General features: G+C 52.1%; 29 protein-coding genes, 1 tRNA gene and 1 pseudogene. 15 read left to right on the top strand and 16 right to left on the bottom strand.

Going from position 1 to position 22,927, the window contains the following annotated elements:
• Window positions 1–292 (bottom strand): annotated as a pseudogene (locus KB557_RS01685) (hypothetical protein); the annotation flags it as partial.
• 35 nt (window positions 293–327) lie between these two features.
• Window positions 328–1,821 (bottom strand): SpoIID/LytB domain-containing protein, encoded by a 1,494-nt coding sequence (locus KB557_RS01690; RefSeq protein WP_255131067.1) that lies wholly within the window; start codon window positions 1,819–1,821, stop codon window positions 328–330.
• A gap of 61 nt (window positions 1,822–1,882) precedes the next feature.
• Here KB557_RS01690 and rpmI point away from each other — a divergent pair, with 61 nt between their 5' ends.
• From rpmI to KB557_RS01705, 3 genes are read left to right on the top strand one after another with little or no spacing between them, the layout of a single operon-like run.
• On the top strand, window positions 1,883–2,083 hold the full coding sequence (rpmI, locus tag KB557_RS01695) for a 50S ribosomal protein L35 (RefSeq protein ID WP_255131068.1): 201 nt from the start codon (window positions 1,883–1,885) through the stop codon (window positions 2,081–2,083).
• Between the two features lie 47 nt (window positions 2,084–2,130).
• Window positions 2,131–2,478, top strand: coding sequence for a 50S ribosomal protein L20 (gene rplT / locus KB557_RS01700; protein WP_255131069.1), 348 nt, complete (start codon window positions 2,131–2,133; stop codon window positions 2,476–2,478).
• A 30-nt stretch (window positions 2,479–2,508) separates the two neighbouring features.
• Window positions 2,509–3,042 carry a hypothetical protein gene (locus tag KB557_RS01705; protein WP_255131070.1) on the top strand — a complete coding sequence of 178 codons (534 nt, stop codon included), beginning with the start codon at window positions 2,509–2,511 and terminating at the stop codon, window positions 3,040–3,042.
• A gap of 4 nt (window positions 3,043–3,046) precedes the next feature.
• Here the strand turns inward: KB557_RS01705 and KB557_RS01710 are convergent, their stop codons facing one another.
• Window positions 3,047–3,595 carry a hypothetical protein gene (locus KB557_RS01710; RefSeq protein ID WP_255131071.1) on the bottom strand — a complete coding sequence of 183 codons (549 nt, stop codon included), beginning with the start codon at window positions 3,593–3,595 and terminating at the stop codon, window positions 3,047–3,049.
• Between the two features lie 111 nt (window positions 3,596–3,706).
• Here KB557_RS01710 and KB557_RS01715 point away from each other — a divergent pair, with 111 nt between their 5' ends.
• From KB557_RS01715 to KB557_RS01725, 3 genes are all read left to right on the top strand, one after another.
• Window positions 3,707–4,525, top strand: coding sequence for a thiazole synthase (locus tag KB557_RS01715; protein ID WP_255131072.1), 819 nt, complete (start codon window positions 3,707–3,709; stop codon window positions 4,523–4,525).
• 92 nt (window positions 4,526–4,617) lie between these two features.
• Window positions 4,618–5,811, top strand: a complete 1,194-nt coding sequence (locus KB557_RS01720; protein WP_255131105.1) for an NAD-dependent epimerase/dehydratase family protein — start codon at window positions 4,618–4,620, stop codon at window positions 5,809–5,811.
• 4 nt (window positions 5,812–5,815) lie between these two features.
• A complete protein-coding gene (locus KB557_RS01725) occupies window positions 5,816–6,967 on the top strand; it encodes a glycosyltransferase family 1 protein (protein WP_255131073.1) in 1,152 nt (383 codons plus the stop codon).
• Here KB557_RS01725 and mrdA read toward each other — a convergent pair.
• Genes mrdA through cbiD form a run of 5 tightly spaced genes read right to left on the bottom strand, consistent with a single transcriptional unit; the run spans window position 6,919 to window position 12,338 of the window.
• Complete coding sequence (gene mrdA, locus KB557_RS01730) at window positions 6,919–8,712, bottom strand: penicillin-binding protein 2 (RefSeq protein ID WP_255131074.1); 1,794 nt, start codon at window positions 8,710–8,712, stop codon at window positions 6,919–6,921. The genes KB557_RS01725 and mrdA overlap by 49 nt on opposite strands.
• Entirely contained in the window at window positions 8,709–8,939 is a 231-nt protein-coding gene (locus KB557_RS01735) for a hypothetical protein (RefSeq protein WP_255131075.1), read from the bottom strand. The genes mrdA and KB557_RS01735 overlap by 4 nt, the downstream gene beginning before the upstream one ends.
• A gap of 7 nt (window positions 8,940–8,946) precedes the next feature.
• Window positions 8,947–9,594, bottom strand: coding sequence for a hypothetical protein (locus KB557_RS01740; protein WP_255131076.1), 648 nt, complete (start codon window positions 9,592–9,594; stop codon window positions 8,947–8,949).
• A 20-nt stretch (window positions 9,595–9,614) separates the two neighbouring features.
• A complete protein-coding gene (gene guaA / locus KB557_RS01745) occupies window positions 9,615–11,198 on the bottom strand; it encodes a glutamine-hydrolyzing GMP synthase (RefSeq protein WP_255131077.1) in 1,584 nt (527 codons plus the stop codon).
• A 24-nt stretch (window positions 11,199–11,222) separates the two neighbouring features.
• Complete coding sequence (cbiD, locus tag KB557_RS01750; RefSeq protein WP_255131078.1) at window positions 11,223–12,338, bottom strand: cobalt-precorrin-5B (C(1))-methyltransferase CbiD; 1,116 nt, start codon at window positions 12,336–12,338, stop codon at window positions 11,223–11,225.
• A gap of 83 nt (window positions 12,339–12,421) precedes the next feature.
• On the opposite strand from cbiD, the gene KB557_RS01755 reads away from it, so the two are divergent.
• From KB557_RS01755 to KB557_RS01765, 3 genes are all read left to right on the top strand, one after another.
• Window positions 12,422–13,576, top strand: a complete 1,155-nt coding sequence (locus tag KB557_RS01755; protein WP_255131079.1) for an alanine--glyoxylate aminotransferase family protein — start codon at window positions 12,422–12,424, stop codon at window positions 13,574–13,576.
• Between the two features lie 25 nt (window positions 13,577–13,601).
• The gene (locus KB557_RS01760; protein WP_255131080.1) at window positions 13,602–14,042 is read left to right on the top strand and encodes a hypothetical protein; all 441 of its coding nucleotides are present in this window, start codon (window positions 13,602–13,604) and stop codon (window positions 14,040–14,042) included.
• 20 nt (window positions 14,043–14,062) lie between these two features.
• A tRNA-Gly gene (locus KB557_RS01765) sits at window positions 14,063–14,134 on the top strand.
• A gap of 23 nt (window positions 14,135–14,157) precedes the next feature.
• Here KB557_RS01765 and KB557_RS01770 read toward each other — a convergent pair.
• The 5 genes from KB557_RS01770 to KB557_RS01790 form a co-directional block, all read right to left on the bottom strand.
• Entirely contained in the window at window positions 14,158–14,412 is a 255-nt protein-coding gene (locus KB557_RS01770) for a hypothetical protein (RefSeq protein WP_255131081.1), read from the bottom strand.
• Window positions 14,413–14,481: 69 nt separating this feature from the next.
• On the bottom strand, window positions 14,482–14,661 hold the full coding sequence (locus KB557_RS01775) for a hypothetical protein (RefSeq protein ID WP_255131082.1): 180 nt from the start codon (window positions 14,659–14,661) through the stop codon (window positions 14,482–14,484).
• Window positions 14,662–14,708: 47 nt separating this feature from the next.
• Window positions 14,709–15,986 carry a Y-family DNA polymerase gene (locus KB557_RS01780; RefSeq protein ID WP_255131083.1) on the bottom strand — a complete coding sequence of 426 codons (1,278 nt, stop codon included), beginning with the start codon at window positions 15,984–15,986 and terminating at the stop codon, window positions 14,709–14,711.
• A gap of 4 nt (window positions 15,987–15,990) precedes the next feature.
• A complete protein-coding gene (locus KB557_RS01785; RefSeq protein ID WP_255131084.1) occupies window positions 15,991–16,350 on the bottom strand; it encodes a LexA family transcriptional regulator in 360 nt (119 codons plus the stop codon).
• A gap of 24 nt (window positions 16,351–16,374) precedes the next feature.
• Complete coding sequence (locus KB557_RS01790; RefSeq protein ID WP_255131085.1) at window positions 16,375–16,659, bottom strand: hypothetical protein; 285 nt, start codon at window positions 16,657–16,659, stop codon at window positions 16,375–16,377.
• A gap of 155 nt (window positions 16,660–16,814) precedes the next feature.
• On the opposite strand from KB557_RS01790, the gene KB557_RS01795 reads away from it, so the two are divergent.
• Window positions 16,815–17,225, top strand: coding sequence for a DUF6554 family protein (locus tag KB557_RS01795; protein WP_255131086.1), 411 nt, complete (start codon window positions 16,815–16,817; stop codon window positions 17,223–17,225).
• Window positions 17,226–17,229: 4 nt separating this feature from the next.
• Window positions 17,230–17,562, top strand: coding sequence for a hypothetical protein (locus tag KB557_RS01800; RefSeq protein WP_255131087.1), 333 nt, complete (start codon window positions 17,230–17,232; stop codon window positions 17,560–17,562).
• A gap of 16 nt (window positions 17,563–17,578) precedes the next feature.
• Here KB557_RS01800 and KB557_RS01805 read toward each other — a convergent pair whose 3' ends face one another.
• Window positions 17,579–19,162 (bottom strand): DEAD/DEAH box helicase, encoded by a 1,584-nt coding sequence (locus KB557_RS01805; protein WP_255131089.1) that lies wholly within the window; start codon window positions 19,160–19,162, stop codon window positions 17,579–17,581.
• A 125-nt stretch (window positions 19,163–19,287) separates the two neighbouring features.
• On the opposite strand from KB557_RS01805, the gene KB557_RS01810 reads away from it, so the two are divergent.
• Window positions 19,288–19,674, top strand: a complete 387-nt coding sequence (locus KB557_RS01810) for an HNH endonuclease (RefSeq protein WP_255131090.1) — start codon at window positions 19,288–19,290, stop codon at window positions 19,672–19,674.
• Window positions 19,675–19,692: 18 nt separating this feature from the next.
• On the opposite strand, the gene KB557_RS01815 is transcribed toward KB557_RS01810, so the two are convergent.
• Window positions 19,693–19,887 (bottom strand): hypothetical protein, encoded by a 195-nt coding sequence (locus KB557_RS01815; RefSeq protein WP_255131091.1) that lies wholly within the window; start codon window positions 19,885–19,887, stop codon window positions 19,693–19,695.
• Between the two features lie 15 nt (window positions 19,888–19,902).
• On the opposite strand from KB557_RS01815, the gene KB557_RS01820 reads away from it, so the two are divergent.
• From KB557_RS01820 to pdxA, 3 genes are all read left to right on the top strand, one after another.
• On the top strand, window positions 19,903–20,856 hold the full coding sequence (locus tag KB557_RS01820) for an SDR family NAD(P)-dependent oxidoreductase (protein ID WP_255131092.1): 954 nt from the start codon (window positions 19,903–19,905) through the stop codon (window positions 20,854–20,856).
• A gap of 184 nt (window positions 20,857–21,040) precedes the next feature.
• A complete protein-coding gene (locus KB557_RS01825) occupies window positions 21,041–21,418 on the top strand; it encodes a hypothetical protein (protein ID WP_255131093.1) in 378 nt (125 codons plus the stop codon).
• Window positions 21,406–22,422 (top strand): 4-hydroxythreonine-4-phosphate dehydrogenase PdxA, encoded by a 1,017-nt coding sequence (pdxA, locus tag KB557_RS01830; protein ID WP_255131094.1) that lies wholly within the window; start codon window positions 21,406–21,408, stop codon window positions 22,420–22,422. Before KB557_RS01825 ends, pdxA begins: the two co-directional genes overlap by 13 nt.
• Before the next feature lie 13 nt (window positions 22,423–22,435).
• Here the strand turns inward: pdxA and accB are convergent, their stop codons facing one another.
• Window positions 22,436–22,924: an acetyl-CoA carboxylase biotin carboxyl carrier protein gene (gene accB / locus KB557_RS01835; protein ID WP_255131096.1), complete on the bottom strand. Its 489-nt coding sequence runs from the start codon at window positions 22,922–22,924 to the stop codon at window positions 22,436–22,438.
• Window positions 22,925–22,927: the final 3 nt, after the last annotated feature.

Here is a 22,927-nt window from a genome sequence, read left to right on the forward strand (position 1 = left end):
CATCCACCCTTGGCAATGGATCACTTGCTACGGAATTGGCTACGGCATTGCTGCTTAGAGCTTCACTAACTAACGCGTTAAAAGGTTCCTCGATTTGATGGCGGGGGCTGAGGATGCTGCGCAGGCTGTAGCCACCAAATAGCAGTGCTGCCCCCAATGCAGGAAACAAACCCCTGATGGGCCCCAGCAAATGGGGCATGGCACCCGCCCCTAAACAGGCAACTAAAAAAATAAATGCTTTACGCCTGCGCCCCTCTGGCCAATAGGGATAAGCGGAATCGCCTTCAACCATGGCGTCCCCCAAGTGCTCAAACTTTAAGGGAATACCTACTTCGAGAGGGTTTTTAATTTTTCCAGTTTTGTTCCAGGGAAGTAATACCTCAAGATTTGGCTGCTGCTCCAGCCCTGCTGAGCTAATTCAATGGCACCGGCTTGGGAAAGCCCCACACCATGGCCAAATCCAGCGCCATCAAATCGCCAAACCCCAGGCTGCTCTTTCACCACTACAAACAAGGTGCTTGGCAATTGGCGCAAACGCCTGCGGATTTGATCCCTGCGCAAATTCAAGGAAGCCGCACTGCCTTGCAGCTGCAAGTTCAACACCCTTCCACTGGGGCCCCGCTGTTCAACTACAAAATTTTGGACGCTGCCCAAGCCTTCTGCCGCAGCTATCGCAGCCAAATCCTGGCTGGTGATCCGCCGCTGCCAGCGGTGGCGAGGATGGGCTTGGCCATAGAGATTGCCGCCATCTTCCAGCAATTTATTGAGCCCAACCCCTTCCACAATTGGCAAGGGGAAACGTTTTTTCTCGGTAGCTGGGCCATCTAACTGTGGGCGCAGATAAGGCAAGGGGCCCCCGCCCCAACCCTCATCAAAACCAGCGGAAACACCACCATTGGAGGCGCTATAAACGCCGTGAACCGGCTTGCCTTGCCAGGTGAGCAGTAAACCCTTGCTCGCTGCTAAGGCGGCCCGCAAGGAACCACCGGTTTGGCTGGGATCGCCATAAACCTGGCACTGGCTATCGGCGCAGAGGTGATAACCATCCACTTGAAAGCGTTGTTGATTAGCAAGGGCCCAGGTGCGAGCAAGCACTGCTTGCGCTGCTTGCGCTGCAGCGGGAGCCGAAGCGCCAATTTCATGGGGCACCACCCCCAGTAAATAAATTTCTAAAGGCACCTGCTCCACCAAAGTCCAGGTGCCATAAGCATCTGCCTGCAAACGAAACGGACCGCCATAAGTTCCCCCTTTCCAAGACAAGCCATTGCTTGCTTTGATTGCTATTGGCCCATCAAGATTTATTACCTTGCCGGCTTGCTTTAGCTGAGCTCGCCAGCGCTGCTGATGGTTAAAACGCTCCAACCGTGCCGCCCCCTCCGGCAAAGGGTTTCCCAGTGGCGCCCACACCTCCCAATCCAGGGGTCTAGCTAGCACTGGGTTGGCCCCTCTTAGTCGCCAAAGGCGGGCCTGCTCGGCCGCTGATTCGTAGCTGGGGAAGGGCCCCAACACGCGGCGCTCCAGCAGCAAAGGTTGGGGCAAAGGCTCGCGGCGCCACTGGATTTCAAAGCTCTGGCCCCTGCGCTCCAGCCCGCGGCCATCCCTCAACGTGAGCAATCCAGCTGTTGCCTTCAGCTCTAGGGAATTAGGGGCTGCTGCTGGTAAACGATCCGCAAGGGCCACCCACACCAACGGATTGTTGCCCGCAATCGCTGGGGGCCCCTTAGTGGGCCAATGCATTGGCAGATCCGCCGCCTGTAGGCCTGTGCGACAGCCAGCCATCAAAGCAAAGGGAATCAACAATCCGATCGAAAGTTGGCGCACGCAGCTTGGCTAAAAGGAGGTTGAGAGGTTAGCTTGGTTGTTTGCGCGCCATACATTAGAAATGCCGAAGCTAAAAACCCGCCGGGCCGCCGCCAAGCGTTTCCGTAAAACGGGCAGCGGCAAATTCATGCGTCGTCATGCCTTTCACAACCACCTGTTAGACCATAAAAGCCCTAAACGCAAACGCTTTTTGGGCACCATGGCAGTGGTGGATGAAACCGATCACGATCGTGTATGCCGCATGCTTCCTTACGCCAGCTAATTGCCGGCTGCTTCAGTTTTCTACTCATTTGCACTAATTTTTGAACCATGGCCCGCGTTAAGAGGGGCAACGTTGCCCGTAAACGTCGTAACAAGATCCTTCGCCTAGCTCGCGGTTTCCGCGGCGGTAATGGCAAGTTGTTCCGCACCGCTAACCAGCGGGTGATGAAGGCACTTTGCAATGCATATCGCGACCGTCGCCGCCGTAAGCGCGATTTCCGTCGTCTTTGGATTGCTCGCATCAATGCTGCTGCCCGGATTAATGGCCTGAGCTACAGCCGCTTGATGGGTGGCCTTAAAAAGGCGGATGTGCGCATCAACCGCAAGATGCTTTCCCAAATTGCAATCCTCGATCCATCCAGTTTTGAATCGGTGGTGGGTGCCGTTAAGGCCTGAACTTTTTAAGCCCCAATCGCTGGTAGCCGCATGGAAATAACCCTGCCCCAGGCATATCTGCTGGGGCTGATAGCACTGCTTGGCGTTGTTGCAGTTGTAGTAGGTAGGCAAGTATTTAGAGTGCGGCGCGATGAAGCAAGGCTGGCAAAGCTCGAACTTCAATGCAATGGCACGAAAGTAGAAGCGGCAAGCCTTTACGAATTGGGTTCCGTACAGCTAGATAAACGTTTATTCGCTCAAGCTGTTACTACTTTAAAAAAAGCTGTTAAACAACTTGATAACGAACCAGCCGAAGCACAAGCATTAGTGCAAAACGCGCTTGGTTTTTCTTTAGCTGCACAACAAAATCATAATGATGCTATTAGGCATTATCGGCTTGCCTTAAGAGCGAAAGCTGATTATCCCGTAGCTCTTAATAACATGGCCTTTTCGCTTGAAAAATTGCAAAAAACTGAAGATGCTATTAATGCATATGTACAAGTATTAAATTTAGAGTCCACTAATAATACTGCGCTTAAACGTTTAAAGTTATTAAAACCAGAAGCTATCCCAAGTAATTCTTAAATTACTACCAAAGGCCTCGCACTGCGGGAGCTGAGGTACTAGTTAAAACTGGTAGCAATTCAAGAATCGCTCCAGCACTTGTTAATCTAGATCCTTCCCAGCTGCTTAATTTCAACATTTCTAAACCTTGAAATTCTCCACCGGCTTCGAGGCCCACCGGAAGCTTATCCCCAAGGAGCAACATTGCCATTTGATCGCTTTTTGTATTGATATTCGCCTGAATCGGTACTGCTTGCCCAGCCAATGTAAGCATTCCAAATATATCTAAATTCTGGCCAATAGCCACCATGCGATTGATATTTAGCTCAGCAGAAACTGAACGTGGAGCATTTTTTGTGCTCAGCGCACCGCGCCATAACCTCGGCATCGTGCCCGCTAAATATTGGGCGCGCGCTTCTGGATCAAAACTTTCCACTTGAATGCGCTCTGCATTAAGTGGATCCAGCGGCTCAACCATTAAGGGGCCAAGTGCGCCCTGGGATGGGGGGGTGAAGGGTACAAAAGCCGGCGGTGTTACCGCCACAAGAGGCAAGCTAAGTAATAAAGAAATCACAGGGCAGCTCTGCAAATGGTGCTCTCCAGTAACCGTAGGAGTTTGGCAACTCAAAATGGGCCCTGGCACGCCAGCTCTTGATCCGTTCTGCCCGCAGCCCATGATTAAGCCATGAACAACTCAATAAACCAAGCCGATCCCAAACCCCTAGTGATTGCTGGCCGCCATTTCAAGAGTCGCTTAATCACTGGCACTGGCAAATACCCAAACATCGAAGCCTTGCAACAAAGCATCGCGATGAGTGGTTGCGAAATCGTTACTGTTGCCGTGAGGCGGGTACAAAGCAATGCCCAAGGCCATGGCGGCCTGATGGAAGCCATCGATTGGTCGAAAATTTGGATGTTGCCTAACACCGCTGGTTGTGCCACCGCCGCAGAAGCAATCCGGGTTGCTCATCTAGGCCGTGAACTAGCCGCACTAGCAGGCCAAACAGATAACAATTTTGTGAAACTTGAAGTGATTCCCCCCGGCCCCCACCTACTGCCGGATCCAATCGGCACTTTGGAAGCGGCTGAAACCCTTGTAAATGAGGGTTTTGCGGTTTTGCCTTATATCCACGCTGATCCTGTGCTGGCGCAACGGCTTGAGCAGGTGGGTTGCGTAACAGTGATGCCCCTTGCCTCCCCGATCGGCAGCGGCCAAGGCCTCACAAACCTTGAAAACATCCGTTTAATCATCGAAGCAGCCCAGGTGCCGGTGGTGGTAGATGCCGGCATCCGCATGCCCAGCGAGGCCGCCCAGGCGATGGAGCTTGGGGCTGATGCCCTTTTGATCAATAGCGCCATTGCCCTCAGCGTTAACCCCGCTCGCATGGCTCAAGCCATGGCTTTAGCCACCAAAGCAGGCCGAGATGCATTGCTAGCTGGTGCGATGCCAAGGCGCAGCCAAGCCAGCGCCAGCTCCCCGAAAACAGGCTTGGTGGGCAGTTGATCAGCCTAAATATTGCGGTGTTGCAGATCCCCCCCGGATCCCTGTAGTAGCTTGCGTTGATGGAGCCGGGCTCCAATCGACAGGAGACATTCGTGAAGGTCTTGGTGCTCGGTGGTGACGGCTTCTGCGGCTGGCCCTGTGCTGTGAACCTTGCAGATGGTGGCCACGATGTGGTGGTGGTTGATAATCTCAGCCGCCGCAAGATCGACATCGACTTGGAGGTGGAATCTCTCACCCCCATCACCACCATCGGCGAAAGGTTACGGGTATGGGAGGAAGTGGGCGGTAAGCCGATGCGGTTTATCAACCTTGATATCGCCCAGGATTACGACCGCTTGGTGGAATTACTGCGGCAGGAACAGCCAGAAGCAGTGGTGCATTTCGCAGAACAAAGGGCTGCTCCCTATTCGATGAAAAGCAGTGCCACCAAGCGTTACACAGTTGATAACAACGTAAACGGCACCCACAATCTGCTCTGCGCCATTGTTGAAAGTGGCCTTGATGTTCACATCGTGCACCTGGGCACCATGGGGGTATATGGCTATGGCTCCCACCGTGGTGCCACCATCCCGGAGGGTTATCTCACCGTTGAGGTGCCCCAGCCCGATGGCAGCCGTTTTGTAGAAAAAATCCTGCATCCCTCGGATCCAGGCAGCGTGTATCACATGACCAAAACATTGGATCAGCTGCTTTTTCATTACTACAACAAAAACGACGGCATTCGGATCACAGACCTGCATCAAGGCATCGTGTGGGGCACAAATACTGAGCAAACCAGCCGCGACCCAAGGCTCACCAATCGCTTTGATTACGACGGCGACTACGGCACCGTGCTGAATCGCTTCTTAATGCAAGCCGCCATTGGATACCCCCTCACCGTGCATGGCACCGGCGGTCAAACCCGTGCCTTTATTCACATCCGTGATTCAGTGCGCTGCGTGCAACTAGCCCTAGAGCATCCCCCCAGCGCTGCAGAAAAGGTAAAAATCTTCAATCAAATGACCGAAAGCCATCAAGTGGGTGCCCTTGCTGAAAAGGTGGCTGCCCTCACAGGAGCCAGCATCAACTATCTGCCCAATCCCCGCAAAGAAGCAATTGAGAACGATTTGATCGTTGATAACCGCTGTTTTATTGAACTTGGCCTTGAACCCACCACTCTCGATAACGGTTTAATGAATGAAGTGGTGGATGTGGCAAAGCGCTTTGCGCAACGTTGTGATCGCAGCCGAATTCCTTGTGTTTCCGCCTGGACCCAAACCCAGGCCAAGGCCCTAACGCAGGGCTAAGGCTTTGAAAATTGCCTTTTTTACAGAAACCTTTCTACCAAAAGTGGATGGGATTGTTACCCGCCTCTCCCGCACGGTGGAACAACTGGTAATTGCCGGCGATGAAGTGCTGGTTTTTTGCCCTGAAGGAGCCCCCAGCAGTTTTGCTGGTGCCCGCATCGTGGGGGTGCCCGCAATGCCGCTGCCGTTATACCCAGAACTAAAACTTGCCCTGCCGCGTCCAGCGGTATCCGATGCGCTGGATCAATTCCAACCCGATTTGGTGCACGTAGTAAACCCAGCCGTATTGGGATTAGGGGGCATCTGGCTCGCAAAAACCAGAGAACTACCACTGGTGGCTAGTTACCACACCCATCTACCCAAATATCTTGAGCACTACGGCATGGGCATGCTGGAGCCTCTGCTTTGGGAATTACTAAAAGCTGCCCATAACCAAGCTCAACTCAATCTCTGCACCTCCACTGCAATGGTGGAAGAGCTGCGCAGCCACGGCATCCAACACACTGCTCTCTGGCAAAGGGGCGTGGATACAAACTTGTTCTGCCCTGAACGGGCCCGGCCTGAAATTCGCAAGCGCTTATTGGGCCCCCACAGCGATAGTGATGCTTTGTTGCTCTATGTGGGCCGCTTATCAGCAGAAAAACAAATCGAACGGATTCGGCCTGTGCTCGATGCTGTGCCCAATGCAAGGTTGGCGTTAGTGGGTGATGGCCCCCACCGGCAACAATTAGAGAAGGTATTTGCTGGCACCGCCACCACTTTTGTTGGTTATTTAGGCGGTGAAGAACTAGCAGGGGCCTATGCCAGCGCAGATGCCTTCTTATTTCCCTCCAGCACAGAAACCCTAGGCCTGGTGTTACTAGAAGCAATGGCCGCCGGTAGCCCAGTGGTGGCAGCACGCCGGGGTGGGATTCCCGACATCGTTACCGACGGCGTAAATGGTTGCCTCTATGAACCAGATGGCGCAGATGATGGTGCTGCGAGTTTGATCGCTGCCGCTAAGCGTGTGTTGGGTAATAACGCGGAACGTCAGTTGCTACGGCAAAAGGCCAGGGCGGAAGCTGAACGTTGGGACTGGGCTGGGGCCACTAAGCAATTACGCAATTACTACTGCCGCGTAGTGGGCCTACCGGCGGAATTAGTGAAAGCCGCTTGAGGCATTTTTTTAAAAAATACCTCCATTAGTTTTTTTACCATCGGCGCCGAAACCGTACCGCCGTAGCCACCACTATTTTCCGCAAATGCAACGATCACAAGTTGCGGTTTTTCAGCTGGCGCATAACCGCCAAACCAGGCATGGTCTGGCCGGGGTGGATCTTCACCAGTGCCGGTTTTACCTGCAACTGCAGGCAGATTTGGATCATTGAGCACCTTTGCAGTGCCCTCTGTTACAGCCCTGCGCAAACCCTGCCGCAACATCTTGAGGGTGTCTGCTTTGAGACCCATCGGCTTTGGTTTTGGCACATGCTTGCCCTCTACCAAATGGGGAGTTACCAAATTGCCGTCATTTGCTACCGCTGCATATAAACGCGCCATTTGCAGTGGCGTTACCTGCAAGGCGCCCTGGCCGATAGCTGAGGTGATTGTGTCGACAGCGGTCCAGGGTTCATTCAATACCTGCCGCTTCCAAGCCGCATCCCCCAACAGCCCAGGAGACTCTTCCGTTTTCAATTCAATGCCACTAAAACTACCGTAACCAAAACGTCTTGCCGCTTTAAATAACTCAGCCTCCCCAACTTTTAAACCCACTTGATAATAAAAACTATTACTACTTACCGCCAAGGCGAGAGGAAAGCCAATCGCGCCGAAGCTGCCATGGTCTCCGTAACACATACCGGCATAACAAAATGAATTAAAGGTTGGCAATGTTGATTTTGCATTCATTAGGCCGGATTCAATGCCAGCAGCAGTGGTAACAATTTTAAAAGTGCTGGCAGGCGGAAAACCCTGCAGGGCACGATTTAAAAGTGGCGCCTCCGGACGATTTAGCGCTTTCCATTCCGCAGTATTTATATTTCTTGAAAATATATTCGGATCATAATTCGGGCGGCTAGCCATCGCCCGCACCGCACCAGTGCGAGGATCCAAGGCAACAATTGCACCCTTAGCAACGGTTCCTAAGGCTTCATCTGCAGCCCGTTGTAAATCCAAATCCAGGGTAAGAATTAGATCTTTTCCTGCTTTTGCCTTTTTATCACCCAATACTCGTTGCACCTCACCTGTTGCATTTACCTCCAATTGTTGGCCGCCCCATTCACCGCGTAGCTGAGATTCATATACCGCTTCAATACCGATACGACCGATGCGATCTTGAATTCGATAACCCTTATCTTTTAAATATTTATATTCAGTATCGGTGATTGGGCTGGTGTAGCCCAAAACATGGGCGCCAAGAACACCATTTAGATAGGAGCGGCGATAATCCTGATCTACCTGTAATCCCTGTAAGTTAACTTCTTGTTCTTTTAATCGCAATACCTGTTCAGGTTTTAAATCAGCCACCAATTCGATGCGATAGCCATCAGGATTAATACCATTTAAACGCTGTTGGTTTAAGTGATTTAACGGTAAGCGTAATAAGCCAGATAACCGCTGTTGCAATTGCTGCCAGCGGCTGTCATCCACCTGCTTTGGAAGTAAATAAAGGTTATAGGTAAGGCGATTACCTGCCATCAACCTGCCGCGGCGATCAAGCAAACGCCCACGCATTGGTGAACGAGGCACAAGCCGCACCCGATTCTCATCCGCCAAGATTCGATTTTCTGTGCCATGGGCCAGCTGCAGCCAAGCCAACCGTGCCCCCATTGCAGCGAGAAATCCTGCTATTAACAGCAGCAGCAGCACCGGCTGCTGCCCCATGCCGGTGGCCCGCGCCGTGCGGCGAGCGCTGGCAAAGGTCATCGCGCCAATAGTTTTTGCAATTGAGCCAATCGCGTTGAAATTGCAACCAACCGTGCAGCTAAATCATCCGCATCCGTAGAGGGTTGTTCAACGGTTACTTGAACCGCTACAAGATCATCTGCATCTACTGAAGAGTTTTGAAATTTCCCTAATGCTTCCTGCGCTAAGCGTTGAGCTGCTTGCATCCCCAAATTGAAAAGCGGATTAGAGAACGGGGATTGAGACATAGGTGAACTATCTAAGTTGTTGCACTCCTGGTTGCAAGATTAACGGACGGCAAAACTGTTGGGTGCCCATAAACCATCCGGTTAGGCCGCCAAGAAGTAGCAAACCACTGATAGGCAGTAGGGCCTTGCGGGTAACTGGATCCAAACTCCACTCCTGCCATTCCCGCAGCCAGCGATCACGGCTAAAACGACGCTTTTCGGCAAGTTGCGCCTGGCTGCGTCGCTTAAGCGATTTCGCCACCCAACGTTCAAAAGCTCTTTTTTTAGTTACCGCCATTTTGCGTTCCAGTTCCAGCAACTGGCCCGCAGTGAGCTCTGGGTTAAAGGTGCTGATCAATTCCAAACTTTTAAGGAACATTTCCACCGCAGCCGCTTTAACTGCCCTGTCTTCCTCACCAAGCCCTTCCCAAACCACTTCTGGGTAGAAACGCAGTCTATTTTTTTCAATCTGCTCCTCATCCATCTGGCCCGGTTCCCTTAGCCAGCGATCTGTATTGGCATCAAAACGACGCCAATACAAAAAGGGATTTAGGTAAACGGTTTTACCTGCAAGCTCGATGCTGTCTTGCTGCAAACGGCGCTGCAACTGGGAATCCTGCTGCAGCGAAACGGTGGCGCCCACAGGTTTAGGTAAGGAACCCAATTTTATCGGCATTGGCAAGGGCGCACCAGCCCCTATTCCCATTCGATAGTGCCGGGGGGCTTACTGGTGATGTCATAAACAACCCGATTAACACCCACCACTTCATTAACAATGCGATTTGAGATGCGTTCCATCACCTCGTAAGGCAAACGCGACCAATCAGCTGTCATGCCGTCTTCGCTACCAACGCAACGCAACACGATTGGGTATGCATAGGTGCGCTTATCGCCCATTACTCCAACGCTGCGCACAGGTAATAAAACAGCGAATGCCTGCCAGATATCGTGATACAAACCGGCATCGCGTATCTCCTCCCGCACAATCAAATCGGCATCTCTAAGTATTTGTAATTTCTCCTCACTCACCTCGCCAAGAATTCGTATTGCTAAACCGGGGCCCGGGAAGGGATGACGCCGCACAATCTCCTCTGGCAAGCCCAAATTACGGCCAACTTTGCGCACTTCATCTTTAAAAAGACGCCGCAAAGGTTCCACAAGTTTGAATTGTAAATCCTTTGGCAATCCACCAACATTATGGTGACTTTTAATTTTAACAGCTACTCTTTCGCCAGTTTTTGGATCAACATCAGTGCCAGCACTTTCGATCACATCAGGATAAAGAGTGCCCTGGGCCAAGTAATCAAAAGGCCCTAATTTCTTGCTTTCCTCTTCAAAAACACGAATAAATTCAGCGCCAATTATCTTACGTTTTTCCTCTGGATCTGTGATGTGAGCAAGTTTCGAAATAAATCTTTCTCGGGCATTTATATATTCAACATTTATATGAAACCGTTTATCAAAAAATTCCACCAAGAATTCCGGCTCCCCCTTGCGCATGAAGCCTTGATCTATAAACATGCATGTGAGCTTATCGCCGATAGCACGATGCAAAAGAAAGGCTAATGTTGATGAATCAACACCGCCTGAAAGTGCAAGCAATACGCGCTTATCTCCCACTTGAGCCCGCACTGAAGCGATTGCCTCATCTATAAAAACATCGGTTGTCCAATCGGGTGAACAACCACAAATGTGATAAACAAAATTCCTTAATAATGCCATTCCACCGTTGGAATGCACCACTTCAGGATGGAATTGAACACCATATAACCTACGCTGATGATTAGCGATAACAGCTTCTGAAGTGTTATCGGTGTGAGCCAAACGGTTAAAGCCTGGTGGCAGTGCCGTTACAGAATCACCATGGCTCATCCACATCGTGGAGCCATCTTCCACATTGGTAAGCAGATCGGTGGGGTCGTCTACCCACAAAGGGGCTTTGCCGTATTCACCACGATCTGAGGCTTCAACCCGGCCCCCTAATTGCTGCACCATCAGTTGCATGCCGTAGCAAACCCCAAGCACCGGGATACCTAATTCCCAAAGGCCTGGATCACATACAGGAGCAGCTGGGTCATAAACAGAATTTGGTCCGCCGCTAAGGATGATTCCCTTTGGGGAAAGCTCCCGCAGCTGAGCCAAGGTGATGGTGTGACTCATCACAAACGAATAAACCTCGGTTTCCCGCACCCGACGGGCGATCAGTTCCGAATATTGGGAACCGAAATCAAGGATCACGATGGCTGGGCGGCGCCCCTCCGCCCACTCCGCCGCAGACATCAGCAAAAAAGCATTCGCACCACCCTAGGAGCTGAAGTGCGGGAACCATGTTTCAGCTTGGGGCCCTACGGCCCAGAGCTGCCTTGATCGGTTGAACAGGGCTGCACCAGGTTTCAGGTTGCAGCCCACGGTTTCTTTTAGATAAGCAGCGCAGCGGGATTCAATGCGATTAACGATGCTTTGCCGCAAGCGCTGGGCGATTTCAGGATCCCGTAATTCCAATTGCGCCATACCTTGTTCCACCGTTGGGGCTTGCCAAAGTTGGTTTAGTGCCTCCCCTGCCAAACCTTCAATGGCCGCAAGGGCAGTGAGTACTTCAGCGCGACCATCAGCCAGATGATGATGGGTATGAAAAATTCCCCCCGCCAATTTCAATAATTTGCCGTGGTAACCAAACAACAACAACCGCTGCACTCCCGCCTCTGCCGCTGCAGCTAGTAGTGGGCCAATCCAGTTGCCCACTTTAAGTAATTTTTCTGCAGGTATTCCCAACTGCTGAGCCAGATCTAAACCGTTTTCCCCCAGCACCAGCACCAATTCAGAGCAGCCGCCATCCAGGGCCCCGCGGCGGCGCAATTCAGCTAACGCCGATTGCAAGGCGTCGGGTCCGGCACTTTGTTGCACCTCCGCCTGACTACCAATCAAGGCCAAACCTTGCACCACCCCAAAAGCGGCATTGCTGGTGCGTTCCGCCAGGGCGCGACCACGGGGAATAGTGAGCCGTAACACCAAGCTGCAGCCCGATGGCATCAGCGGTTGCAGGTTGGTTTCAAGTAATTGGCGCGCATAACTAGATAGGCATAAATCACCAGATTCCGCATGCACCCCAAGGCCCTCCCCCGGCTCCAGCTGCAACCAATTGCCCGCTGCTTGCGGCAACCCCCAACTGGCTTCCACCCAGATCATCAAACCTCTGGTGAGATCAAGGGCCGCACCCCCTTCGCAGCAAACCATCGCCAAACAACGGCCCTGCCCTAGCGGGGCCACCGCCTGCACAGGCACCATTTCAAGCTGAGGCTGATCTAGCTGCAGGGGCTGTTCACTACAAAATTCTTCTCCCTGCAGTTGCAGCAGAGCAGCCCTAGCTGCCGCCGCCACCCACACCGGCAGGGTGTAACCAGAGAGAGCAGTTTCAGGCATGCAGAAACGAAAAGTTCAGGGGGGTAAATCAATTAATGGAAGATCATTTTTTATCCTGATTGATTAACTTCACCTCCGCGGCCATGCAAGACAAGCTCAGCCTGATGATCCCTGGCCCAACTCCAGTGCCTGAGCGGGTATTACTAGCCATGGCTCGCCACCCTATCGGCCACCGCAGCGCTGAATTTCAGGCGATTGTGGCCCGCACCACCGAACAATTGCAGTGGTTGCATCAAACCAGCAACAACGTATTGGTGCTGGCTGGCAGTGGCACCGCAGCTATGGAAGCAGGAATCATCAATGTGTTGAGCAAAGGCGATCGGGTGCTTTGCGGCGACAACGGCAAATTTGGTGAGCGCTGGGTGAAGGTGGCCCAGGCCTACGGCCTTGATGTGCAGGTAATTAAGGCGGAATGGGGTTCACCTTTAAATCCAGAAGATTTCCGCATCGCCTTAGAAGCAGACAGCAACAAGAAGATCAAGGCGGTGATCATCACCCATTCAGAAACCTCCACTGGGGTGTTGAACGATCTGGAGAGCATCAATAAACATGTGAAAGCCCACGGAGAAGCTTTGATCGTGGTGGATGCCGTTACAAGCCTTGGTGCTTGCAATGTGCCGATTGATCAATGGGCTCTGGATGTGGTGTGTTCAGGTTCGCAAAAGGGTTACATGATCCCTCCGGGCCTCAGTTTTGTGGCTATGGGAGAGCGGGCTTGGAACGCCTATAAGCGTTCTGATCTGCCGAAGTTTTATCTAGATCTAGGCAAATATCGCAAATCAGCAGCTGAAAACAGCAACCCCTTCACGCCAGCGATCAATCTTTATTTCGCCCTTGAAGCATCTTTAGAAATGATGCAAAAAGAAGGTCTTGAAGCGATCTTTGCTCGCCATGAACGGCACCGGCTTGCCACCTGCGCTGCAATGGAAGCAATTGGCTTATCACTTTATGCTGCTTCTGGTAGCGGCAGCCCTGCAATTACCGCAGTAGCACCAAAAGGAATTGATGCTGAATTAATCCGCAAGGTGGTGAAGAATCGCTTCCAAATCCTCTTAGCAGGCGGCCAAGATCACCTCAAAGGCGAGGTGTTTCGCATCGGCCATCTCGGTTTTGTTTGCGATCGCGACATCCTTTGCGCCGTTGCTGCAATAGAAGCAGCCTTAATGGAACTCGGTGCCGCCCCCAATCAAATGGGCGCTGGTGTTGCTGCAGCTGCAGCTGCGCTGCGCTCTGTCTAATCTGCAACCGCCAGACCTTTTCCCGATGCGTTTTGCACTGATTTTTGGCAGCAGCCTCCTGGCTTTCAGCCTGGTGGCCTGCCAACAAAACCCTGAAAAAGCAGAAAAAAAGGCGGAGGTTGCCATTTGCGAAAACCTTGCCGCTGTGGGCGATGCCATCGAAAATGTACAAGCCCTAACCCCCACCTCCACGGTGGGAGATGCGCTGAAGGCTCAGAAAACCCTCACAACTGCCATTACAAATTTAGAAAAGTCGGAAGCAAATCTCGAAAAAATTCGAGTTCGTGATCTCCGTGATCAATTGAAAGCTTTCAACAAAGATCTGGAAAAGGTTTCTTCCCAGAAGACACTCACCATCGAGCAAGCCGCCCAAGAGCTGCGCGTGAAAGCCCAACCGGTGATTGCCGCACGTCAACGGGCACTCGCTGAGGTTGATTGCATCGAGAAGCCAGCTTCCAAGCCGTAGGTTTGCTAACTTTGAGCAATGCGGGTGTAATTCAGTGGTAGAATGTCAGCTTCCCAAGCTGAACGTCGCCGGTTCGAATCCGGTCACCCGCTTGCTCTCTAAGTTTTTTTAATTTTTATTCTCGCTTTTTGATTAGGCCCAAAACTTGTGGGCCTTTTGCTTTGGCTCTCCTTTCGCAACCAAGCCCTTTTAATATCAACAAGCCCGCTTCTTGCAGTTCGCCTTTTGCTGCCAAAAGTTTTGCTTGCGCAAACAGATTTTCGGCTTCTTTCAAGAGATTTTGACGTTCTAAACCTCCATTTGCTGCGGTTGTAGAAACTAAAATTGGTTTTATTTTTGTTGCCACAAGTGTGTTTGTTGCCGTGAGCATGGCAGAGATTCGGCCTTTTTTAATTTAACCTACATTGACAAACTTCTGCCAAAAAAGCAAATTAAATATTTAAGTGCCAGGCTCTTCTCGGTTATCACCTAAAGCTTTGATTTTTATTCTTAACTCTTCAATTCGCTTTTGATCACCACTTCCCACTGCCACAGCTAATGCAAATTCAAGTTTTTCAAGCTGGTGGTCGCATTCCACATAACCCCGTTGCTGAGATTGAGCCTTTGTATAGGTGCCCATGGTTTACTTTCTTTTTATTTTGACATGTTGCGCAAGGCTTGTGTGGCTTAACAGGCCTGTACAAGAGGTAATTCCTTAATCCTGGTGGTGTAGCCCGGCGATAGATGCCCGCGGCGCATCAACCAAGGGGGCTGCAGCCCCGTTGCAGCCCACTGCAACGTACCCGCGCCAAAACGCGCATTTAGCTGATCCACCAGTTGCATCAAGCATTCCCGCCTCTGCTGTTGCTGCGGGGATAAAGACACAAATAAATGCTGCTGCAACTGCTCTAAAGGCTGCAGTTCTTGCAACAACACCCCCGCTTTATGGAAGCGATACCCATTGCGAAATAACTGGGCCACCAAAGGCAATGCCGCCTGCAGTAACACGGCGGTGTCGTTGCTGGCTAGAGCCAATTTAATGGTGGCACTATTGCTGTAGAAACCTGATTGGAAGGGGCTGGTGCGTATAAATACCGTAAGGCAGGCGGTGCGTTGCTGCTGCTGCCGCAGCTTCTCCGCTGCCCGCACCACATAGCTGGCTACCGCTTGGCGCAACAGTTGTAGATCCTGAATTGGCTGGCTGAAACTACGACTCACGCAGGTTTCCCGTTTAGGGGAAGGCCCCTGCACTAGAGGCAAACAACTAATACCCCGCAGCTCCTGCTGCAACCGCAAACCCACCACCCCCCACTGACGCCGCACCAGCGCAGGGTCTGCTTGGCTCAAAGCCCAGGCGGTGCTTAATCCCCGCAACCGACACCAACGGGCCAAACGCTGCCCCACCCCCCAAATATCTTCTACCGGCACCACCTCAAGCCAGGGTTGCAGCGCCGCAGCCGCAGGGAAACGAAATACCCCTGCCCGAGCTGGATCCACCTTGGCCAAACGATTAGCCAACTTGGCAAGCACCTTTGATGAAGCCATGCCAACTGCAATGGATAAACCCAACTGCTGCCTCACCACCACCCGCAGTTCTGCTCCCCAAGCCAGCAAAGCCCCCGGCTCTAAAGCTGGTGTGCGGGCAAACGCTTCATCAACGGAATACACCTCCAACTCCGGCACTCGCGCCTCGATACAAGCCATCACCCGCGAGCTCATATCGCCATAAAGGGCATAGTTAGAACTACGCACCGCTACACCAAGGCTCTGCAATTGATTTGCCACCTTGAAATAGGGAGTGCCCATAGCAATCCCCAACTGACGGGCCTCACGGCTACGGGCCACGATGCAGCCATCATTGTTAGACAACACCACCACAGGTCGCCCCTGCAATAACGGGTCAAACGCCTGTTCACAGGAGGCATAAAAGTTGTTGCAATCAATCAAGGCAAGGGCGCTAACCACAGGCTCAAAGGGGGTGGATCACATGGGTTGCAACCCCCCAGATCTGCAATTCCGCGGCATCACCTAGATCGATGGGGGGATAAGCGGGATGGGCCGCTTGTAAACGCAGTCCACCACGAAAACGCTCTAAGCGTTTCAAGGTGAAAGCCCCTTCCCATATAGCCACCACCACTTTTCCGGGCCGAGGCTGCAAGCTGCGATCCACCAGCAGCAGGTCGCCATCGTGAATGCCAGCTCCTTGCATCGCTTCACCACTTACCCGCCACAGGAAGGTGCTGATCGGATGGGGGATCAACAGCAGATTGAGATCCACCCCCGCTTCGATGTAGTCGTCGGCAGGGCTGGGGAAGCCGGCAACCACCATAAAATCAATACACTTGTACTGATCTTAGCTGGGTTCTGGCGCTGCAGCCTGAGCCCAGTCCTCCCAAACCACATCTTCGGCCGGTAGTGCAGCTGGTTGAGCTAACAGGGAGCGGCAATCCTCTATTAGTGATTCCACCGTTTGCAAAGAGGCCAATTCCTGCGGATGGGGTGAAATCTGGTGCTGCAACTGCAACTCCATAGCCGCCAGCCGTTGCTCCAACTTCACGAGCCGGTGGGAGAGGGTGGCAAGGGTTTCCGCCAATCCTTCGGTGCTGCGGCTAATGCGAAACGAAATGGGTTCCGACACAGAATCGGGAACAATTACTGAAATCACAACACAAAGCAGGGCTCAACTCAAGGGAGCTGGCAAGATCACGGCGATGTAACGGTATAAAAAACAACAAAAAACCCTAGACAGACGCTCTGCAATAGATAACTTGGGCCGAGTTGATGAAGGAAACAATGGCGCATTCTCGCGTTTCATTTCAGGTTGCAACAGCAAAATGGGCGGCAGCCTTTTTGCTTGCTGTGGCAGGTTTTGGTGGCATCCAACCCGTGGCAGCAGAGGAAGCGGGCAATAAGGGAGCAGAAATTTATTGCTTTATGCGTCAGGCGGGAAATCCCCACGGGGTGAGCTGGGATGCGGCCTATGCCCGAATTAAACGCCAAAGCAGCGGTTTATTTAAAACATCCCCAGAACATGCAGCTGTGCTGATCACCGAAACGGTGGTTACAAATAAAGATAAATACAGCAGCTGTGCCAAGTTCCTTGGAGCTTTGTATTCAGGCCGAGAGGAAGTTGGTGTTGATAGCATCCCAAGCTCAAATCCAAATACCAGCAAAACATCAGATACCAGCCGTTACAACTACTGAGCTAATGATGGGAAGGGGTGATTGGGGGAAGGCGGCGGCTGTTGGCCTAGGGCTCCTGTTGCTAATGAGTTGCAGCCAAGAAAAACCAAAGGCTGATAGCTGTTTAAGCAACGTAGATTCAAATGCCCTGCCCCAAGCCCTCGAACGTTGCAATCGAGTAGTAGCAGCTCACCCAAAAGATGCAAAGCCTCTAAATGATCGTTTTATTTTATATACATTACTGCAAAATAAAACAGCCGCCTGCAAAGATATTCGCAAAGCAGCAACATTAATAAGCCAAAAAGGTGAACTCTACGATGATATTGAGGTGCGCCTTGATAGCTGCGGCACGCCCTAAAAAGCTTGCATCTTAATTACTCCTGTAGCAATTCATTCAGCATCCGCGCCAGGGGTTGACGTTGCAATTGCCGCCGTTTGCCAGCTAACACCAATTCAATGCGATCTGCCTTACTAAGAATTAAGCCATCGATCAAGGCATCGGCGCTGCCAAGCTGCAACCAGTGGCTGGTAACAGTGCCTTTGCTGCCAAGCCGATGGCAGCGATCTTCCGCCTGTTCCGCGTCACCAGGGGTCCATGGCCGCTCCAATAAAACCACCTGAGAAGCCCGTTGCAAACCAAGCCCAATTCCCCCCACTCCGTAGGTGGCAAGCAATAAATCACTGGTTCCAGCCTGAAAACGCAATAAGCGCTGCTGCCGTTGCGGCAAAGGCACCTGGCCTGTAAGTAGTTCACCCCCTAATAAGCGCTCCAATTGAACAAGCGGCGCAACGAAACTGCTGAATAAAACCACTGCTTCACCACTGGCTCGTAATTGCTGCACGAGGCTGAGGGCAGCTGGCAATTTCTGCAAAGCGGTTAAACGTCGCATCGCAGTGAGCAACGCCAGGGATTCAGCATCGGAACGCACCAAACCCGCAGCAACCCTCTGCCGGTAATTTTCCACCCGTTGCTGCAACATTTGATCAAGGCGTTTCTGTTGGGAAACAGCAAGAACGACAGGACGAAAACAACGCAATTTGGGCGGTAGATCAAGGCAATGGGCCTTACGACGAAATAAAAGTTGCGGCCTCAATAGGCGTTGTAATTCCTCTAGCCGGCTTGCCCCCTGGCAATCCCACACCATGCGCGAACCCGCCTCACGCCAATGGCCGTTGCAAAACAACTCTTCGTAAGCGCGGCGATCCCGGGCCAAGGGATGACCGATTGCCATTAAAAGTGGAAGTAATTGAATCGGCCTTCCGTTTTTAATTGGGGTGCCACTCAATAACCACACAGCTCGAATGCGCGGATGACGTGCCAGGCGTAGAAGAGCCTGGCTGCGTTTGGAATCAAGATTTTGAGCGAAATGGGCCTCATCCACCACCAGCACCACCCCCGCCGGAGGTGGCTCCTTGGGCAAACGGGCCCAACTGATCAATTGAGGGGCAAGTTCAAGGCTGAGGGCTTCCCGTCGCCAGTGGTCGTGCAGGGCTACTGGTGCAACCACCAATAAGCGCGAATCACTGCAGCGCAGCAACGAACGGGCAGCAGCAAGGGCGGTGAGGGTTTTTCCTAAGCCCATCTCATCGGCGAGCACAGCCCCCCGCCGCGCCAACAACCAACGCACTCCAGCCCTTTGATGGCGCAGTAAAACCCGCCCATCGCTTAACGGCGCATTTAGATCAGCAGCTGCAACCAAATCAGGGTGTGTTGGCAGAGGCGGCAAGGGATGATCAACTGCCTCCAACCAAGCCTGCAGATCTCCATCTATAGGGAAATAATCACCGAATTGATTCTTGAGAAGCTGTACAGCTTCAAAGGGAAATAGCCAACCGTTAAGGCGAGCTTGCCAACTGCCGCGAGGACGAATCAAACGCAGCTGCGCAAGCGTAACTGGATCAAAAGGGCAACGAAATAAAACGTCGCCAGCGGCGGTAAGTGAAAAACCGTTAGCCACTACGTCTTTTTAAGCAGCGCACAAGGCCAACCTATAAAACTCAGAAAAAGCTGCAAACTGCTGCCTACAACACATTGACACTAGGCTGATAGCCCGCACAATTAGGGCAAATCCGGGGATTTCGGATGCATGAGAGCGATGCTGTGTTCCTTGAGGAACTGTGTCCAAAGCTCCGAGTGCGCCACTGGCGCCAATCGCTCCATGAACACACCGAAAGGTGTTGCATCTACTGCGGTAGGCCCTCTGAATCCATAGATCATGTGCTACCTCGCAGCCGCGGGGGCTTAAGTGTTACCGAAAATTGCGTTCCTTCCTGCCTTTCCTGTAACGGACACAAAAGCGATTCCGATGCTTTTCAGTGGTATCGCCGCCAACGTTTTTACGATCCACGCCGGGCGATGGCGATACGAGCTTGGTTAGACGGTGATATCAGATTGGCTGTTCGCTTATTGCAATGGGCTAACCCTAATCAAAACAGCCCTGCTGCGAATTTAGATCTGCAAGCTGCTTAGAACAGCAGCCCGTGAAATTCACCACACCCGACAAGCGGTGGCACTGCTGTATTGCAAGCAGATTTGCTCTTGCAATTGTGGTTGTTCCGGCAGGATCAAGCCCGCCATTGCTAATAAAGCAGTAAGGATGGAAGGGGCAATGCAATGCTTTGCCCGCTGAGCGCAAGAGCGAACCCGCAACGAAGATTGAATCCGCAACGAAGATTGAACCATGGAACGCACGTACCAGTGAATACAAGTACAGATGTATTCGCGAAACGCGATTTTGTCAACCCCCAAGGCCAGCAGCAGTTGCCAGCTGATTTCCAGCTGCTGCTGATCGGTGGCGGCTTCAGCGGTAAAAGACTGGCCGCTGAGGTGAAGCGCCGCGGCGGCAAGGTTTTGGTAACCCACCGGCAACAGCAAGCGGATGGGCCTCACCTGCTGTTCAACAGTGAAACGGGCGAACAACCCCCCTTAAGTGCTCTTATGGGCACCACCCATCTACTCAGCACTGCAGCGCCGGAAGCCAGTGGCAGCGATCCCTGCCTGCGCTGTTTAGGGCCTGTATTGCAGCAGTTGCCCCTGCGCTGGGCGGGCTATCTATCCAGCACTGGGGTTTATGGCGATGCCAAGGGGGGCTGGGTGGATGAACAAAGCGATCCCTTTGAGCCGCTGCAAACCCGCAGCGCCGCCAGGCTGGCCTGCGAACAGGCCTGGCAAGTACAAAGCTGGCCCACTCAAATATTTCGGCTCCCGGGAATTTATGGCCCAGGCCGTAATCCGATCGCACTTCTAAACCGCGGCCTTGGCAAAATGGTGCACAAACCGGGCCAAGTATTTGGCCGCATTCATGTAGACGACATTGTTGGTGCTGTGCTGCATTGCCTTTTGATGGGAGAGCAAAACCAAGTGACGCAAAAGCTGCCTGGGATTGTGAACGTGGTTGATGATTTGCCCGCCCCCAGCAGCAACACCTGGAGTTATGCAGCCCATCTCCTGGGCTGTTGCTTACCTGATTATTTGAGTTATGCCGATATCGAAGCTGAACTAAGCCCAATGGCAAAAAGCTTTTGGCAAGAAAACCGCCGAGTAAGCAACAAACTTCTCAAGCTTGAACTGGGATACCAGCTGAAATATCCCACCTATCGAGAGGGCTTGATGGCTTGTTTTAAAGAGGAGGGTTTTTCGTTCCAGGGCTAACCGGATTGATTTGTTGCTGCAAATCTTGCCCAACGCGATCCCAGCGGATCACCAGCCAGCCCCGCTGCAAACCGATGCCAAAACCCAGTAGAAACCCAATTAGAAGCAGCAAACGAAGCATGACGGGCAGACCGGTAAATGTGCTGAAAACAACAGCAAAAGAGGGTTGCTTATGGTGTTCTTAATGGGTAAGTCAGAAGATTGCCAAACGGCGGTTGAGCAATTTATGGCTAGATACGAATGCTTCAGCAGAGCAACCCAGCCAGAAATCTCTTTACTAGTTTGCGCCACCGAAGCTCTTGAACTCAGTGGTTTCAAGGTGAGGAGTGCCAAGGGTGCCTCCACTAGTTTGATTGATGCTGCCCCTGTGCAGCGGATTCGGGATCGAGTGGTGGTGCAACTGGATCAATCTAAAAATGAGGCTGGTTTGGCTGAATTGCAATGTGTTGTGTGCAACGAAGCCATAGCAACCAGCAAACAAAATCCCTGCCGCGATGCCTTCGACATTTTGATTCAGTTGTTTAAAAATCATCCTGGAGTGGAGCTGGATTGCCTCGCCTAGCCATAGCCCTTGGTGATCCCGCTGGAATCGGCGCTGAGGTGGTGCTCAAAGCCATCCAGCGGATCCGCCTAGTTCAACCAAGCTTTAATCCTCTTTTAGTGGGCTGCCGGCATTGGCTTGAGAGCAGTTATCAACAACAAATAAGTGCAGGAATTAAAGGCCTTTGCAATCCATCAGAACTGGAGTTGCTGCACATCCCCCTGAGCCATTCTATAGAGGCAGGACAAGCCTCAGCCTCCAGTGGAGCAGCCAGCTTTGCCTGGTTAACTGCAGCCACTAATGCTGTGCTTGCGGGAAATTGCACAGCCCTCTGCACAGCCCCGATTGCAAAACACACCTGGCATGCAGCTGGGTACCACTACCCAGGCCAAACAGAACGCTTAGCCGAACTTTGCGGGGTAGCTGATGCGGCAATGTTATTTACAGCCCGTTCACCCCATAACGGCTGGCGGTTTAATACTTTGCTTGCCACAACTCACATACCCCTAAGCAGCGTTTGCGAAGCGCTCAATGCCTCACTTCTACGCAGGCGCATTTCACAACTAAACAGTTTTTGCCAGCGCTTTAATGCTGCACCAAAGTTAGCGGTGGCAGGTCTTAATCCCCATGCTGGCGAAGAGGGCCAATTGGGCTCTGAAGAGCGGGATTGGATTAAACCACTGTTGAATGAATTGTGCTGCAACAGCGCAGATAACAAAGGCTTAAATCTGGAGGGTCCGTTAGCGCCAGATAGCTGCTGGATCGGGGCCAGCAAGGCCTGGCATAACAAAAACAAAAGTGATTTAAATATTGATGCTTTTGATGGCTATTTAGCTCTTTATCACGATCAAGGCCTGATACCAACGAAGTTATTAGCTTTTGATCAAGCGGTGAATACCACACTTGGATTACCATTTTTACGCACTTCTCCAGACCACGGCACCGCCTTTAATATTGCTGGGAAAGGTATCGCGCGAGCTGAAAGTATGGAGGCCGCCATTAATACTGCCCTAGAGCTGGGCTAAACAAACAAAATCTTCAACCAGGCCGTAAAAGCATCAGCACTTGATTGTATTCAACCGGCATACCATTTGCAACCAGTATCTCTACTACTTCTCCGGATTGTTCGGCTTCAAGTTCGTTCATTAATTTCATAGCTTCGAGAATACATATTGTTTGGCCCACATTTACTCTGCTGCCAATTTGCACAAAAGTGGCTTCCCCTGGCGCCGGAGAGCTGTAGTAGGTGCCCACCATTGGTGCTTTAACTTCCACCAGATCGTTTCGGCTGGCGGCCGCGGCTGGTGGGGGTATTGCGGGGGCAGAAGCTGGGGCTGCACTGCTGGTGGTAGCAGGGGTGGCAACCGCAGCCATTGCAAGCTGCGCAGCTGCTGCTGGAGCAGCTAATGAGGGCAGGTTGCGCCGCACCTCAAGCCGAAAATCATCTCCCTCGAGCTTGAACTCTTGGATGTCGCTGGTGGAAAGGAAATCCAGCAGAGAACGCAATTCCTTTTGGTCCATTTCCATCTC

The sequence above is a fragment of the Synechococcus sp. Cruz CV12-2-Slac-r genome (assembly GCF_024346075.1).
Taxonomy (GTDB): Bacteria; Cyanobacteriota; Cyanobacteriia; order PCC-6307; family Cyanobiaceae; genus Synechococcus_D.

What these genes read in the sequence shown, in the direction of transcription:
- rpmI (WP_255131068.1), top strand. Translation starts at nt 1,883, where the DNA reads ATGCCGAAGCTAAAAACCCGCCGGGCCGCCGCCAAGCGTTTCCGTAAA.
- rplT (WP_255131069.1), top strand. Translation starts at nt 2,131, where the DNA reads ATGGCCCGCGTTAAGAGGGGCAACGTTGCCCGTAAACGTCGTAACAAG.
- KB557_RS01705 (WP_255131070.1), top strand. Translation starts at nt 2,509, where the DNA reads ATGGAAATAACCCTGCCCCAGGCATATCTGCTGGGGCTGATAGCACTG.
- KB557_RS01715 (WP_255131072.1), top strand. Translation starts at nt 3,707, where the DNA reads ATGAACAACTCAATAAACCAAGCCGATCCCAAACCCCTAGTGATTGCT.
- mrdA (WP_255131074.1), bottom strand. Translation starts at nt 8,712, where the DNA reads ATGACCTTTGCCAGCGCTCGCCGCACGGCGCGGGCCACCGGCATGGGG.
- KB557_RS01735 (WP_255131075.1), bottom strand. Translation starts at nt 8,939, where the DNA reads ATGTCTCAATCCCCGTTCTCTAATCCGCTTTTCAATTTGGGGATGCAA.
- KB557_RS01740 (WP_255131076.1), bottom strand. Translation starts at nt 9,594, where the DNA reads ATGCCGATAAAATTGGGTTCCTTACCTAAACCTGTGGGCGCCACCGTT.
- guaA (WP_255131077.1), bottom strand. Translation starts at nt 11,198, where the DNA reads ATGTCTGCGGCGGAGTGGGCGGAGGGGCGCCGCCCAGCCATCGTGATC.
- cbiD (WP_255131078.1), bottom strand. Translation starts at nt 12,338, where the DNA reads ATGCCTGAAACTGCTCTCTCTGGTTACACCCTGCCGGTGTGGGTGGCG.
- KB557_RS01755 (WP_255131079.1), top strand. Translation starts at nt 12,422, where the DNA reads ATGCAAGACAAGCTCAGCCTGATGATCCCTGGCCCAACTCCAGTGCCT.
- KB557_RS01760 (WP_255131080.1), top strand. Translation starts at nt 13,602, where the DNA reads ATGCGTTTTGCACTGATTTTTGGCAGCAGCCTCCTGGCTTTCAGCCTG.
- KB557_RS01770 (WP_255131081.1), bottom strand. Translation starts at nt 14,412, where the DNA reads ATGCTCACGGCAACAAACACACTTGTGGCAACAAAAATAAAACCAATT.
- KB557_RS01775 (WP_255131082.1), bottom strand. Translation starts at nt 14,661, where the DNA reads ATGGGCACCTATACAAAGGCTCAATCTCAGCAACGGGGTTATGTGGAA.
- KB557_RS01785 (WP_255131084.1), bottom strand. Translation starts at nt 16,350, where the DNA reads ATGGTGGTTGCCGGCTTCCCCAGCCCTGCCGACGACTACATCGAAGCG.
- KB557_RS01795 (WP_255131086.1), top strand. Translation starts at nt 16,815, where the DNA reads ATGGCGCATTCTCGCGTTTCATTTCAGGTTGCAACAGCAAAATGGGCG.
- KB557_RS01800 (WP_255131087.1), top strand. Translation starts at nt 17,230, where the DNA reads ATGATGGGAAGGGGTGATTGGGGGAAGGCGGCGGCTGTTGGCCTAGGG.
- KB557_RS01810 (WP_255131090.1), top strand. Translation starts at nt 19,288, where the DNA reads ATGCATGAGAGCGATGCTGTGTTCCTTGAGGAACTGTGTCCAAAGCTC.
- KB557_RS01815 (WP_255131091.1), bottom strand. Translation starts at nt 19,887, where the DNA reads ATGGTTCAATCTTCGTTGCGGATTCAATCTTCGTTGCGGGTTCGCTCT.
- KB557_RS01825 (WP_255131093.1), top strand. Translation starts at nt 21,041, where the DNA reads ATGGGTAAGTCAGAAGATTGCCAAACGGCGGTTGAGCAATTTATGGCT.
- accB (WP_255131096.1), bottom strand. Translation starts at nt 22,924, where the DNA reads ATGGAAATGGACCAAAAGGAATTGCGTTCTCTGCTGGATTTCCTTTCC.